At 51.3% G+C, this 15127-nt stretch carries 14 protein-coding genes; 12 read left to right on the top strand and 2 right to left on the bottom strand.

Features of this window, described 5'->3' with window-relative positions:
• Positions 1-44 precede the first annotated feature (44 nt).
• Together LQV63_RS23950 and LQV63_RS23945 are read right to left on the bottom strand one after the other, a co-directional pair.
• On the bottom strand, positions 45-1247 hold the full coding sequence (locus LQV63_RS23950) for an MFS transporter (RefSeq protein WP_233698588.1): 1203 nt from the start codon (positions 1245-1247) through the stop codon (positions 45-47).
• Between the two features lie 32 nt (positions 1248-1279).
• A complete protein-coding gene (locus LQV63_RS23945; RefSeq protein WP_019419063.1) occupies positions 1280-1828 on the bottom strand; it encodes a PadR family transcriptional regulator in 549 nt (182 codons plus the stop codon).
• Between the two features lie 221 nt (positions 1829-2049).
• On the opposite strand from LQV63_RS23945, the gene cysK reads away from it, so the two are divergent.
• From cysK to LQV63_RS23885, 12 genes are all read left to right on the top strand, one after another.
• Complete coding sequence (gene cysK / locus LQV63_RS23940; RefSeq protein WP_019419062.1) at positions 2050-2988, top strand: cysteine synthase A; 939 nt, start codon at positions 2050-2052, stop codon at positions 2986-2988.
• Positions 2989-3309: 321 nt separating this feature from the next.
• Complete coding sequence (locus LQV63_RS23935) at positions 3310-4923, top strand: anthranilate synthase component I family protein (protein ID WP_233698587.1); 1614 nt, start codon at positions 3310-3312, stop codon at positions 4921-4923.
• Positions 4924-4953: 30 nt separating this feature from the next.
• On the top strand, positions 4954-5529 hold the full coding sequence (gene pabA / locus LQV63_RS23930) for an aminodeoxychorismate/anthranilate synthase component II (RefSeq protein WP_233698586.1): 576 nt from the start codon (positions 4954-4956) through the stop codon (positions 5527-5529).
• Position 5530: 1 nt separating this feature from the next.
• Positions 5531-6415 (top strand): aminotransferase class IV, encoded by an 885-nt coding sequence (locus LQV63_RS23925; RefSeq protein ID WP_233698585.1) that lies wholly within the window; start codon positions 5531-5533, stop codon positions 6413-6415.
• Between the two features lie 55 nt (positions 6416-6470).
• Positions 6471-7313, top strand: coding sequence for a dihydropteroate synthase (gene folP / locus LQV63_RS23920; protein WP_233698584.1), 843 nt, complete (start codon positions 6471-6473; stop codon positions 7311-7313).
• A gap of 62 nt (positions 7314-7375) precedes the next feature.
• Entirely contained in the window at positions 7376-7795 is a 420-nt protein-coding gene (gene folB, locus LQV63_RS23915) for a dihydroneopterin aldolase (protein ID WP_019419057.1), read from the top strand.
• A gap of 2 nt (positions 7796-7797) precedes the next feature.
• Positions 7798-8385 (top strand): 2-amino-4-hydroxy-6-hydroxymethyldihydropteridine diphosphokinase, encoded by a 588-nt coding sequence (folK, locus tag LQV63_RS23910; RefSeq protein WP_233698583.1) that lies wholly within the window; start codon positions 7798-7800, stop codon positions 8383-8385.
• The gene (locus LQV63_RS23905) at positions 8328-8543 is read left to right on the top strand and encodes a helix-turn-helix domain-containing protein (RefSeq protein ID WP_233698582.1); all 216 of its coding nucleotides are present in this window, start codon (positions 8328-8330) and stop codon (positions 8541-8543) included. Before folK ends, LQV63_RS23905 begins: the two co-directional genes overlap by 58 nt.
• Before the next feature lie 87 nt (positions 8544-8630).
• Entirely contained in the window at positions 8631-9620 is a 990-nt protein-coding gene (gene dusB / locus LQV63_RS23900; protein ID WP_019419055.1) for a tRNA dihydrouridine synthase DusB, read from the top strand.
• 411 nt (positions 9621-10031) lie between these two features.
• Positions 10032-10508: a transcription elongation factor GreA gene (greA, locus tag LQV63_RS23895; protein ID WP_019419054.1), complete on the top strand. Its 477-nt coding sequence runs from the start codon at positions 10032-10034 to the stop codon at positions 10506-10508.
• 265 nt (positions 10509-10773) lie between these two features.
• Entirely contained in the window at positions 10774-12282 is a 1509-nt protein-coding gene (lysS, locus tag LQV63_RS23890) for a lysine--tRNA ligase (RefSeq protein ID WP_233698581.1), read from the top strand.
• A gap of 293 nt (positions 12283-12575) precedes the next feature.
• On the top strand, positions 12576-14891 hold the full coding sequence (locus LQV63_RS23885; protein ID WP_233698580.1) for a glycoside hydrolase family 95 protein: 2316 nt from the start codon (positions 12576-12578) through the stop codon (positions 14889-14891).
• Positions 14892-15127 lie beyond the last annotated feature (236 nt).

Genomic DNA, 15127 nt, shown 5'->3' with positions numbered 1-15127 from the left:
AATCTTGCACTCACTCTTGAAGTCCGGTGCTCATGTAGTCTCGCCTACACTGCGCTGTTTCCTGCAGATAAAGCTGCAGAACGATATATGATGACCGCATAAACAATGGCGATGATGCTGAAAAGGATCAAGCATTCCTTTAGGCCAAAGGACTCCGCTGCGGTTCCGCTCAGTATCGGCCCGGCGAACATGCCGAAGGAATAGGCGGTATTATAGATGGCAAACGTGAAGCCGTAGGAACGTATCCCCGCATCATCCGCAGCAGCGGACAGCTCCGACAGTGTAGGCGTAAGAATGCAGCCGAAGCCAATGCCGAGCACGGCCAGCAGAAGGCCAATCAGCGTCAAGTGGTGCACGGCGCCGATCCACGGTAAAGCAATCGCCGTGATGATAAGGCCAATCATAATCAGACGCTTTGCCCCCCATCGGTAAGCAAAAGTTCCCGCTAATGGTGATGTCACGCCATAAGCGACCGTAGGGATGGCAAAAAGGAGTCCAATCAGGCCCGGAGATGCGGAAAAAACTTGCTGTAAATGAATGGGCAGCGTCGGCTCCAATGCACTAGGCAATGAGGCGCCTAATACGATAACGCCTGAGATTAACAGCAGCTTAGGCCTTCGGATCAGTTGAAACATGTCTTGCGCAGATGCTTGCCGGGCCGAAGCGGCAGGCTCTGTATCTCGGAGCAGCAGAAATCTAAGAAACCCGTCCACTAAGGCCAATCCGGCTGCGACCAGAAACGGCAAGTTATATCCTCCCCATTGGTACAACCAGCCTCCAATAGCGGGGCCAAGCAGCATTCCGGCCGCTTGACCTGACAGAGCGTACCCCATTGCCTTGCCGCGTGCCGCGGGAGGGAATATATCGGCAAGCAACGCCAAGCCGGCCGTCCATGTGGCTGCCGCCGCAACGCCTTGCAGTATCCGCGCTACGACCAGCAGCCCAAATTGATGACTGAAGCCGAACAGTATTGTAGCGCCGGCGAGTCCGAACAAACCGAAAAGCATCGGTATGCGCCGGCCTGCCCTATCGGACCATATGCCCATCAAGGGGGTAGCTAGCAAGAGTGCGGCTGCATAGCTGCCGAACAACATTCCTATGGCGCCTTGCGAAGCGCCTAAACTAAGTGCATACCTCGGCAATACCGGCACAATGAGGCCATAGACGAGCATGTCGGTAAAAATCGCAATTCCGACCACCCATAATGCGGCCATTTGCGCCTTGCGCAAGCTTCGATCCGTCTGCATATCAATATCAATTCCCCATTTCTCCTTGCAGATTAGGTTTGATTTCCTTGCAGCAGGGCGTGTCGGATGTCCTCTATAAATTTTAGCTGCAGTGCATACTGCGCATAAATATTGGAGAAAATCAGCATGACATGCGGCGGAATCTCCATAAACTCGGCTTTTGCCGCCTGCCCGGCTTTCATCATGTCCATCATGGAAGCGATGCTTTGCTTTTGTTCATCCAACGCGCGGTGGATCTCATCCGTAGAGGTCTGGCCGGCGGCATAAAATGTAAGCGCCGTATACAATGTCGTCGGCAGCTCGACCGAAGATTGTTGAAATGACGTCAAGAGCAAACGATCGAATTCCTCGCGGCCGTCTGATGTAATGCTGTAAATAGCTTTTGAGCGATTTCCTGTATGCTCCATATTTTTCAATTCCACCAACCCTTCGTCGTTCATTTTTCGCAGCGCATGATAGATGGATGCCGGAAATACGCCGGCCCACGTATCTGTTTGCGCGGATTGCATCGCTTGCTGCATTTCATAACCTGACATTTGGCCATGCTCTAACAGCAAACCCAGCACCATTAAACGTGTCATTTCATGCATCTCTCCATTTACTAAATGTTTTATACTAAACGTTTACTATTTGTTTTTATATTATTTTGAATGACGTCATTTGTCAATACGCTGCACGCAGTTTACTGGAACATATTTCTGTTGCTCTCTTGACATTCAACTTGCGGATTGTTAAGATGGAATAAAACCAAGTGAATTAGTCGGAAATGAACGTTAATGTTGAGCCATGGGAGGGCTTCCATATGCCAAGAATCGTCAACAGTGTAACTGAATTGATTGGGGACACCCCGCTGGTCCGTTTGAACCGTATTGTGCCTGAGGGCAGCGCGGAGATCTATGTCAAGTTGGAATATCAGAATCCGGGGGCGAGCGTTAAAGACCGGATTGCAATTAGTATGATTGAGGTAGCCGAGCAGGAAGGGCGTTTAAAGCCGGGCGATACGATCGTAGAGCCGACAAGCGGCAATACCGGCATCGGTCTGGCTATGGTGGCGGCAGCCAAAGGATACAAGGCGATCCTTGTCATGCCGGAAACGATGAGCATTGAGCGCCGCAATTTGCTGCGGGCATACGGAGCCGATCTTGTGCTGACCCCAGGCTCAGAAGGAATGAACGGAGCGGTTCGCAAGGCGGAAGAGCTGGCGGAGGAGAATCCCTCTTATTTCATTCCGCAGCAATTCAAGAACCAAGCGAACGTGAAGATTCACCGCGAGACGACAGGACCGGAAATTGTCGAGGCGATTCAAGCGTATGACGGCAAGCTGGATGCTTTTGTAGCGGGTATTGGTACCGGCGGTACGATATCAGGCACGGGAGAAGTGCTGAAGAGCAATTTCCCGGACATTCGTATCGTAGCGGTAGAGCCGGCAGCCTCTCCGATCTTGTCGGGAGGCAAGCCTGGAGCGCACAAGATTCAAGGCATTGGCGCGAACTTCGTTCCCGATATACTGAATCGGGAAATATATGACCAGATTATTGCAGTTGAAAATGACGATGCGTTCGAGATCGCCCGCCAAGTGGCTAAGGAAGAAGGCATTTTATGCGGAATTTCCTCAGGTGCAGCCATTCATGCCGCATTGCAGGTCGCGCGTGAGTTAGGCGAAGGCAAGCGCGTAATTGCGGTTGTACCGAGCAATGGTGAACGTTACTTAAGTACGCCGCTATTCAACTTTGAGAACTAAACATGCTTGACCTCCCCCTCGCGTTACGAGCGGCAGGGCGAACGGCGTTCGCTTGCAGCTATGACGAGAGGGGGTTTTTTATGATTAAGGAAAGATTGCCTCTAAATGCGTCATCACAATGACTCCGATTGTGGGCCTTGAAATTTTGAATTACATTAATTTACAACATGTGACCTTTTCTTATGTGCCGACTTTGACTATACTATTTGTTAAGAAATAAGATGTTAAGCGACGGCGTGAGAATCAATGCCTTGAAGAGGTTGTTCAAAAAGAGCCCTTTTTGAACACGCACTTGAAGGACATTTTTGATGGGGTGAACTAGTGGAGCAAGCAACTGTTGAGAGAGGATGGGCAGCGGTCACGCTTGAGCAGTGGCATCGCTTTGTGGGGGAAGGATATACGGTTCTTCCTTATGTGCTTAAGTTCGAGCTTCCGGCTGCTCAGGTGCGTATTCCTTCCTGGTTAGCCGCGTGGGAGGGGGCGGACGAGCATGCTTTTGTATTGGAGAGCGGAAAGAGCGGAAGGTACACGTTCTTGGGCTTGAGCGCCGCATCGGTTATATCGGGCAAAGGTCGGGAAGCCTCGGTGTGGGAACCTCATCAGCCAACACAATCGCGCCAAGGAGATCCGCTTGAAATGATTCAACAATGGATGGCGCCATATCGTGCCCCACGTATACAAGAGGTCCCTAAATTTACAGGCGGCTGTGTCGGTTATTTGAGCTACGATGTTGCGCGTTCGATAGAGCGTCTGCCTATACTTGCCGATGATGACTTGGCTTTGCCAGACTATATATTTATGCAAATGAACGAATTGTGGATCGTCGATCAGACGGAGCATTGTCTTTATTGTGCGGTCATGACGACGGTAACCGATGGATCGTTATCTGCTAGATACGGTGCGGCAGAGCAGCGCGCGCATGCAATGAAGAGCCAGTGGGACGATTGGTGGCAGGCATGCCAGCAGAAAGAGATGCAGGAGGAAGCGGAACGGCGTCAGCAGGCGCTAGAGGAAGGACTGTCCATTGACATTGAAGCGTTCGATGGGGTTCATACGGCGTTCCCCAAGGAACAATTCAAGGAAGCGGTCCGCAAAATCCAGAACTATATTAGCCAGGGCGACGTGTTTCAAGTGAACTTATCCATGCGTCAAATGCGCGAAATCAATGAATCGCCAGAGCGCTTGTATGAATGGCTCCGCGCATTGAATCCATCGCCGTATATGGGTCTGCTGCGATTTCCAGAGTTCCAGCTTGTCTCCTGTTCGCCTGAGCTGCTCGTTCGGGTAGAGCAAGGCGGGGTGAGTGCGCGGCCCATCGCCGGAACGCGGCGCAGGGGGGTCACTGCGGAAGAGGATGTTCTTATGTCTGATGAGCTCATCACTAATGAAAAAGAGCGGGCTGAGCATATTATGCTCGTTGATTTGGTGAGAAACGACTTAGGGCGTATATCGAAGTACGGTTCAGTGCGAGTCGAAGAACTTATGGTGATCGAGCATTACTCGCACGTCATGCATTTGGTGTCAGAGATAAAAGGAACATTGGCGGCAGACAAGGATGCGATTGACGTCATTCGGGCCACCTTCCCTGGAGGAACGATTACGGGTGCGCCGAAGGTGCGCACGATGGAAATTATTGAGGAACTGGAGCCTGTTCGGCGCGGGCCATATACCGGTTCGTTCGGTTGGATTGACTATAATGGAGATATGGAATTAAATATTATTATTCGTACATTGACGCTGAAGGACGGCATTGGACATATCCAGGCCGGAGCTGGCATCGTTATCGATTCGGATCCGGAGCGGGAATATGCGGAAAGCTTAAATAAAGCGAAGGCGTTATGGAAGGCCGTGCAAATGAGCGAGCGCGATGTGAGAGAGCGGGCCCGGATGGCTAGGGTGTCTGCTGCATCAGGTGAAGCAGGAAAGGAAATATAATATCCATGCTGTGGGGAGGATGAACGCAAGATGATACTGGTCGTTGATAACTATGATTCTTTCACGTATAACTTGGTGCAATATTTAGGGGAACTGGGCGAAGAGGTGCAAGTCTTTCGCAATGACGAAATTGATATCGAAGGAATTGAGCAGCTTAAACCGGATCATTTGCTGTTGTCTCCGGGACCGTGCACCCCGAACGAGGCGGGGATTACGCTCGACGTCATTGAACATTTCAAAGGCAGATTGCCTATCTTGGGCGTATGTCTCGGTCATCAAGCGATCGGACAGGCCTTCGGCGGCAAAGTGATCCGCGCTGAGCGGTTGATGCATGGCAAGACCTCTCCCATCCAGCATGAAGGACAATCGGTGTTCGCCGGATTGCCTAATCCGTTTACGGCGACACGCTACCATTCACTTATCGTAGAGCGTGAGTCTCTGCCGGATTGCTTGGAAATCACCGCAGAGACGGCTGAAGGGGAAATTATGGGTCTGCGTCACAAAGCCTATCCTATCGAAGGTGTCCAGTTTCACCCAGAGTCCATCATAACTGACCACGGACATCAGATGCTGCGGAATTTCTTGAACGTGAAAGCAGGCGCATAAGATGAAAGTCGTTGGGTGGAACGGGGGGTTAGTATTGAGCGAACAAGCCGCGGTTCCTGTTATGGACCACGGCTTTTTGTACGGAATGACCTTATTCGAGACGATGCGGACGTATGGCGGCCGCCCGTTTTTATTAGAGCGCCACTTGAAGCGCTTGGCCGAAGCATGCGGTACGCTAGGGATTCGATATACGTTGGACGTGAATCAAGCCGAACGTCATATTGGCGAGGTGATGGCGGCCAATGGGTTGGAAGAGGCTTATGTTCGGTATACGGTGAGCGCAGGTGAGAACGGCTTTGGCTTGCCTGCAGGCGATTACGTTGCGCCACTTACTTTAGTTCTGACCAAGCCGCTTCCGTCTATGCCGGATATGCTGTATGAGAATGGCAAGCCGCTGCAATTGCTCCGGACACGGCGGAACGCGCCTGAAGCAGACATCCGCTATAAATCAGGCCATTACATGAACAATATTGTGGCAAAGCGCGAACTGGCCGCCTGCCGCTCAGCCGAGCAGGGGGCGGAAGGGCTTATGCTGACCGCTGATGGCAAGCTGGCTGAGGGCATCGTAAGCAATGTGTTCTTCGTTGCGGGAGACCGGCTGTGCACTCCGGCTATAGAAGCGGGCATCTTGCCCGGTATTACGCGCGGATTCGTAATGGAACTGGCGCCAGCTTGCGGACTTCTCCCCGAAGAAGGAATGTATACGTGGGATGATCTGCGGCAGGCAGAGGAAATTTTTATTACGACATCTGTACAGGAACTGGTTCCGATTACTTCGTTATTGGATACGGACGGGAAATGGGTTCAAGTAGGTCAGGGGCGAATTGGTTCATATACGGACAAGCTGCTGCAAATGTACCGTGCAGCGGCAGTAACTGTGCAGTGAAAATATGTTTCTGACGCATGGATGGACATTGGCGATTAGAGGAGATGAATGAAACATGCTGCAACCGACGTTTCGGCAGCGCACCTATCAATGGGACAATTGTTCCCTATCATTGGGCAGCCGCACGCTTGTGATGGGCATTCTGAATGTAACGCCGGACTCCTTCTCGGATGGCGGACGGTACAATCGGGTCGATCGTGCTATTACCCATGTGCGGGAAATGGTCGCGCAAGGTGCGGATATCATCGATATTGGCGGAGAGTCGACACGGCCTGGCTTTGAACCTGTAGGAGCGGAAGAAGAATTAAGCCGGGTAATTCCGGTCATTGAGGCCCTTCATGCGGAGATGCCCCAAATTCCGATCTCGGTGGACACGTATAAGGCCGAAGTGGGGCGCAGAGCATTGGAAGCGGGCGCTCATATATTGAACGACATTTGGGGCTGCAAAAAAGATGAGCAAATGGCGCGTGCAGCTGCACAATATCAGTGTCCGATCATATTGATGCACAACCGTCCGGCAAGGCAGTACGATGACTTCGTGCAGGATGTGAAGCGCGATCTGCTCGAGAGTGTCGCTATTGCGACGGCGGCAGGCGTTAAGGAAGAGAACATCTGGCTTGATCCCGGCATCGGATTTGCGAAGAACCTTGAAGACAACCTGACGCTCATGCATCATCTGGATGAACTTGGGGAACTCGGCTATCCCGTGCTGCTTGCTGCTTCCCGCAAACGGTTCATCCGTGATACGCTTCAGCTTCCTGTTGATGAATTGGTTGAGGGTACAGCAGCCACTACGGCGCTTGGTATTGCGCAGGGCTGTCAAATTGTGCGTGTTCATGATATTGAAGCCAACGTGCGTACGGCCCGCATGTGCGACGCGATGCTGTATCCGCGCTAAAGCCAGCCGCACCCGCCGGTTTATCTGTTCGGTTCATCCTAAGAGAAGAGGGGCTTATAAACATGATCAAGACAAAAGTGGAAGGATATGACCGCATGCAGCTTCATCGCATGGAATTTTTCGGTCGGCACGGAGTATTTCAGGAGGAGCGCGCCTTAGGGCAGCTTTGGTATGTCGATTTGGATTTGCAGATCGACTTGCGGCAAGCAGGCGTATCTGATAACTTGAACGATTCGGTCAATTATGCAGATATTTTCTATATGGTGAAATCGATAGTCGAGGAACAATCGTTCCAACTGGTGGAGGCGCTGACGGAACGGATTGCAGCGGCGCTCCTTGATGCTTACCCTAGAATCAACGAAGCGACGGTACGCGTGACGAAGCCGCATCCTCCGTTCGACATTCATTTTCAAGGCTTGACCGTAGAAATGACGCGCGTGCGGGACCAGGATGAACAGTGCGCTGATGAGAGCGAGGCGTAACGATGGAGCGAGAAATAGAGCAAGGCGCGTCCAATTATGTATCGGGCGATGAGACGGGCCTCGTTATCGCATATATTGCGCTGGGAGCGAATATCGGTGATCGCGAATACTCACTGCACGCGGCGCTGACCGAACTGGATCGTCATCATGATATCAAGGTTGTTGCCTGCTCGGATATTTACGAGACGGATCCAGTCGGGTATGAAGATCAACCAGTATTTTTGAATATGACCGCTTGCTTGGCTACTGCGCTTGATGCGGAGGCGTTGCTGCAAGTGATGCTGGATATTGAGAAGCAGCTTGGTCGGGTGCGCAACATTCGCAATGGTCCGCGCGTCATTGACTTGGACTTGCTCTGGATGGAAGGCTGCAGCGTGAATACGCCCGATCTGACGTTGCCGCACCCTCGGATGGGTGAGCGTCTGTTCGTCATGGTGCCGCTTGCCGATATCGTGCCTGAATCGGATACGCAATTGCACGCATTCGTTCATCAGGCCTTGGGAACACTGGATGGAAAGGAAGGGATTCGGAAATGGAAACGAAGCAGCTGGCCAAGCGAATCCGCGCCTTCCGTAAGCTCAGGGGATTGACGCAGCAGCAGTTGGCCGATCGCGTGCGCATCTCCGTCTCCGTGCTAGGGGAGATGGAACGGGGACACCGCGAAATCGACGAGCGGACCATAATCGATATTTCCCGAGAATTAAATATTTCAAGGGATGAACTAGCCACACTACCCTCCATCCGGTAAAATGGAACTTTGGCAGCGTTACGCGCATGCAATAGCATTCAATGCACGAGTTGAAATAGATTAGTGAGAGAAAGGAGTGTGACCGAGATGCTGAAAATTGCAAACATCGAAATGAAAAATCAGGTCGTACTCGCTCCGATGGCCGGTGTATGCAATCCGGCTTTCCGGTTGATTGCGAAGGAGTTCGGCTGCGGCCTTGTCTGCGCCGAAATGGTAAGTGATAAAGCGCTCGTTCACGGCAACGAGCGTACACGGGAAATGCTATATGTTGATGATCGGGAGAAGCCGCTTAGCCTGCAAATCTTCGGTGGCGATCGTCAGTCGCTGGTGGAGGCCGCCAAGATTGTCGATAAAGATTCCAATGCCGACATCATCGACATTAATATGGGATGTCCGGTGCCTAAGGTGACCAAATGCGACGCCGGGGCGCGCTGGCTCCTGGATCCGAACAAAATTTATGAAATGGTGTCGGCGGTTGTCGAGGCTGTCGAGAAGCCTGTTACCGTGAAGATGCGCATTGGTTGGGACGATGAACATATTTACGTCGTTGAAAATGCGAAGGCGGTTGAGCGGGCAGGAGGGCAAGCGGTCAGCGTTCATGGACGGACGCGCGAGCAACTGTACACCGGTCAGGCGGATTGGAGCTTCATTCGTCAAGTCAAGGAATCGGTATCGATTCCCGTCATTGGGAACGGGGACGTGTTCTCACCGGAAGACGCCAAGCGAATGCTTGAGGAGACAGGCTGCGACGGCGTCATGGTTGGCCGTGGTGCGCTTGGCAACCCATGGATGCTGTATCGCACGGTGGAATATTTGACGAATGGAACACTGCCGCCAGACCCGTCTCCGGCGGAGAAGGTTCGCATTGCGATCGTGCATATGGACCGCCTAATTGCCTTGAAGGGCGAGAAGGTGGCGGTCAAGGAGATGCGTAAGCATTTGGCTTGGTATTTGAAAGGTCTGCCTAGCGCCGCGCGCGTCAAGGATGCTATTATGGAAGAAACGCGCCGTGACGAAATGGTCCGCCTCCTGGACGATTATGTGGCACAGGTGGAGGAGCAAGGGGACGCGATATAGAAGGACAGGTATTCCACAGACTTGTTGCGAGAACCGGCAGGACACATATTGTGTCCTGCTCGATTTTGGTAAAAGCCAATTCATCAATAATAAGGCGGCACTGATTGGAACAATTGATTGGAACAATCGTTGAAGCAGAACTTATCGAAGCGTTTTCAAACGAGTGTGCCGTCTCATTGACTTTTACTAATCCATCCCATATAATTCAACAATAGAAAATTCGCCTCGGGCCTTGGCATGTTTAGCGCAACAATTTCAAGCGATGAACAAGCAAGTAAAGAAGTCATCATGTGGAAAAGACGCCATATGATGAAATAAGGTATTCGCATCGGCTGCATCGGAAGTGATCGCTGTCAGGCGGCCCGGAGGCCGGAGTGCGAAAATATTGATCATGACAGGAGAATCGGTAAGATGAGCGATAAAGAAGTCATTCTGACCCAGGACGGTCTGAAGAAGCTGGAGGAAGAGCTTGAAAACCTCAAATCCGTAAAACGTCGTGAAGTGGCAGAGCGAATTAAAGTAGCGATCGGCTACGGCGACATCAGCGAGAACTCCGAATACGAAGATGCGAAGAACGAACAAGCATTCATAGAAGGTCGTGTCATTACATTAGAAAAAATGCTTCGCAACGCGCGTATCATTAACAACGATGAGATTGATACGGATACGGTAAGCATCGGTTCTACAGTTATCGTGGAAGATTTGGAGTTCGGCGATTCAATGGAATACACAATTGTCGGCACGGCGGAATCCGATCCGCTGCAAAATCGGATTTCGAATGAAAGCCCAGTGGGCAAAGCTATTTTAGGCAAGCAAAAAGGCACGGTCGTAGACGTTAGCGTACCTGCGGGCGTGATTCAATACAAGATCATTGACATCAAGCGCTAATTGCAACGACAAATGCGCCGAATGTGCAGTGAATGAATGGTGAAGGACAGGCACAAGTGGATGAAAGCTTCCAAATGGAAGCTTTTTTCTCGATAAGGAAGAAGGCAGGCCGTTGCTGCCTTGCTTTGCAATTGAGAAATTTTCATGAAAAAAATTGAAAATAGAAATGAAAATCATATTGGGTGAACATTTATGCTCGCTATAATCCATTGGAGATCGTTCAGCATATAGCATTGAACGCATGCATAAGAAGGAGTGGAACGTTATGACGGACGTCGTCAATCAGGAAACCGAAATAAGCGAATTATTGCAAATTCGCCGTAACAAATTGGACGAGCTGCGCAAATTGGGCATTGACCCGTTCGGTAAGAAGTATAACCGGACACATACTGCCAAAGCAGTACTGGACAAGTATAACGACATGACGAAGGAAGAGCTGGATGAAGCGGGCGTGGAAGTGAGCCTGGCGGGCCGCATTATGGCGAAGCGTGGCATGGGGAAAGCGAGCTTTGCCCATATTCAGGATTTGACCGGCCGCATTCAGATTTATGTGCGTCAAGATACGGTTCCTGAACCGAAGTTCGAAGCATTCAGCATGCTCGATCTTGGTGACATTATTGGAGTGCGCGGTGTCATCTTCAAGACGAAGACGGGTGAGACAACGGTTAAAGTGCTTGAGCTTGAAGTGCTGTCGAAGTCGCTGTATCCACTTCCAGAGAAATATCACGGTCTGAAGGACGTTGAGCTGCGCTACCGCCAGCGTTACGTCGATTTGATTATGAATCCGGAAGTACAACAGACGTTTATTGCGCGTTCGCGAATTATTCAAGCGATGCGACGTTATTTGGATTCGCTTGGCTACTTGGAAGTCGAAACGCCGACATTGCACACGATTGCAGGCGGGGCGGCAGCTCGTCCTTTCATTACACACCACAATGCGCTAGATATGCAGCTGTACATGCGTATTGCTATCGAGCTGCATTTGAAGCGGCTTATCGTAGGCGGTCTGGAGAAAGTGTACGAAATCGGCCGCGTATACCGCAATGAAGGGATATCGACTCGCCACAACCCGGAATTTACGATGATCGAATTGTATGAAGCGTATGCCGATTACGAAGATATTATGAATTTGACTGAGAACATGATTGCGCATATTGCACAGGAGGTTCTTGGCACAACGAAAATTCAATATCAAGGCCATGAGGTGGATCTGACACCAGCATGGCGCCGCGTCACTATGGTTGATGCGGTAAAAGAAGCGACGGGCGTCGACTTCTCCGTACAAATGACGGACGAAGAAGCGCAGCGTCTGGCGAAGGAACATAAGGTTGCGGTTGAGCCGCACTTTACATTCGGACATATCTTGAACGCGTTCTTCGAGCAATTCGTTGAAGAAACGCTCATTCAACCGACGTTTGTTATGGGACATCCGGTTGAGATTTCACCGCTTGCGAAGAAAAATGATCAGGATCCGCGCTTTACGGATCGCTTCGAGCTGTTCATCGTAGCACGTGAGCATGCAAATGCGTTCACAGAGCTCAACGACCCAATCGATCAGCGTCAACGCTTTGAAGCGCAGCTAGAAGAGCGTGAACACGGCAACGATGAAGCGCATGACATGGATGACGACTTTATTCGTGCATTGGAGTATGGTTTGCCGCCTACAGGCGGACTAGGCATCGGCGTCGACCGACTCGTAATGCTTTTGACCAATGCGCCATCTATTCGGGACGTGCTGCTCTTCCCGCATATGCGTGATCGCAGCAATTCATAATATGATTAATGGGAAGACCAATTCTCTGCGGAGAGTTGGTCTTTTTTTGTCGTGTGAGCTACGGAAGGTACTATTTTCTCGCTGTTGTGTCGGCAATTGTAGGAATCGTGTGGAGTCGTATGGGTGCGAGTAATTGCGCCAAGCAGTGGATTGACATTGCGAGTGGCGGTTGCTATGTTTGAGGTATCGATAACATACATCTCAGAAATTTCCTCATGTCCTACTCTAGCTAGGTGATTAAAGAACAGGGAATGGCAGCAGCGCTGTTATTCCGCGTTCATAAGGAGGAAGATATGTTCCAATCGGCAACGGAAAAGGAAGACAGATTGTGGTACCGCCAGCCTGCAAAGGAATGGATCGAAGCATTGCCCGTCGGCAATGGCCGTTTGGGCGCCATGCAATTCGGCGGGTGGGATACCGAACGATTGCAATTGAACGAAGACTCTGTCTGGTATGGCGGGCCAATAGCACGTGAAAATCCGCAAGCAGCAGCTCACCTGCAAGAGATCCGGCAGCTGCTGTTGGACGGTGAGCCGGAGAAGGCAGAGCGGGTAGCCCGCCTGACGCTTACTTCTATACCGAAGCATTTCGGCCCGTACCAGACGCTGGGCGATATGAAAATGATCATCCACGGCGGAGCGGGGGAAGTGATTGGATATGAGCGGGAGCTGTCGTTAGGTGAAGGAATAGCTCGCGTGCACTATGAAAGGGACGGAGCGGTCTATGAGCGTGAACTGTTCAGCAGTGCGGTGGATCAGGTGATTGTGCTGAGAATGAAGGCTTCAGAATTGCAACGACTGTCTTTATCCCTGTATTTAAACCGACGGTCTTTTGAAGAGGGTACTGTAGTTGTTTCACCTGATACGATTGCAATGCAAGGCCAGTGCGGGAATGAAGGTGTGCGTTTTTGTGTCGTTATGAAAGCGCTTACCCATAAAGGGCGCGTGCAGACTGTCGGTGATTTTTTGTCCGTGGAATCGGCGGATGTGGTAACGATGTATATTGCTGCGGCGACGAGCTTTCGGGAAGAGGATCCGCTTGGAGCATGCCTTCGCCAGGTGGGGGCGGCGTCAGCTAAGGGGTATGAACAGGTACGAGTGGAGCATATCCAAGATCACCGCGCTAGGTATGACAGAGTGTTGCTTCGACTGGAGGGAACAGCGACAGAAGCAGACTATGCTAAGGACATGCCCACGAATGAACGACTGGAACGTTTCCGGCAAGGGCATGAGGACCCAGGACTATTTGCATTGTTTTTTCAATACGGCCGCTATTTATTGATGGGCAGTTCTCGTCCCGGTACGCTGCCATCCAATTTGCAGGGAATATGGAATCCCCACATCACGCCGCCATGGGAATGCGATTATCATCTAAATATTAATCTGCAAATGAATTATTGGCCTGCGGAAGTGACTAACTTGGCGGAATGCCACGAGCCGGTATTTGATTTGCTGGATCGACTGAGAAGCAATGGAACACGGACTGCGCGCATACTGTACGGGGCGGATGGGTTCGTGGCTCATCATGCGACAAATCTATGGGCGGATACTTCACCGGTGAGCGATGTGGTGTCAGCGACGATTTGGCCAATGGGTGGTGCTTGGTTGGCGCTGCATACATGGGAGCATTACTTGTACGGTCAGGATGCCGTGTTCCTGCGTGAGCGCGCTTATCCCGTTATGAAAGGTGCGGCGCTCTTTCTGCTCGACTATATGATGGAGAACAAGCAAGGGGAATGGGTAACGTCGCCTTCCCTGTCACCGGAGAACCGTTATCGTTTGCCGAATGGCAACAGCGGGACGCTATGCATGGGTCCGAGCATGGATACTCAAATTAGCAGAGCTTTATTTGAAGCTTGTCTGCATGCAAGTGAACAATGGGAAAGCGAGGCAGGCTTTCGAGGACGGCTTCTAACCGCTCTGTCCAAGCTTCCGCCGCATCGAATCGGTCAATATGGACAATTGCTGGAATGGGCCGAAGATGTGCAGGAGGTGGAACTGGGGCACCGCCATATTTCACATTTGTTTGCTTTGTTCCCTGCGGATGACATCACACCTTTTGCCACACCTGAGCTGGCTCAGGCTGCACGCCGCACGCTTGAGCGGCGGTTGGAGCATGGTGGGGGACATACGGGCTGGAGCAGGGCTTGGATTATTTTGTTCTGGGCTCGCCTGGAATGTGCTGAGCTTGCCTACGAGGATATATCGGCCTTGCTTCGTAAGTCGGTGCATCCGAACTTGTTCGGTGACCATCCGCCGTTTCAAATCGATGCCAACTTCGGAGGCACAGCAGCAATAGCCGAAATGCTTCTGCAATCGCACGGGGATGCGATAGCCTTCCTGCCTGCGCTTCCTAAAGCTTGGCCGAATGGAGAAGTACGCGGAATGCGTACACGGGGAGGATATGAAGTGGATATGATATGGGGGGAGGGCCGTCTGAAGGAAGCGATACTTACCGCTATGCAGAGCGGAGCTTGTCGAATCCGCTCTTCCTATGATCTGATTATCCGTGAGGAAGGCAGTCAGGAAGGATTGCGTTTGGAGGCCTCGGTGAAAGGCAGGGCATGGAACGTGAGTGGCGGGAGGCGGTATTTCATTTCTCCTGTATAATGCATTTTCCTTCTATATAAGAAAGAAGTGGGATCGAACCGAGCTTGTTCCTTGAGTGGTCTAATGATTCGGTTCGTCCCAGCTAGGGTAATGGAGGGAAGAGGAGCAGGGATTTGAAAGCCAAATCAAATTAATTTGAAACAGTAATTTTTTACCTGTTGCACACTATTGAACGACGTGATATATTATAAAAGTCGCCGATGAGAAACACGGTGAACGAAGCGAAAGAGGCAATG

Source organism: Paenibacillus profundus (assembly GCF_021369635.1).
GTDB lineage: Bacteria > Bacillota > Bacilli > Paenibacillales > Paenibacillaceae > Paenibacillus_B > Paenibacillus_B profundus.
The sequence above is the reverse complement of the archived record's forward strand: the minus strand, read 5'-3'. Positions and strand labels throughout refer to the sequence as shown.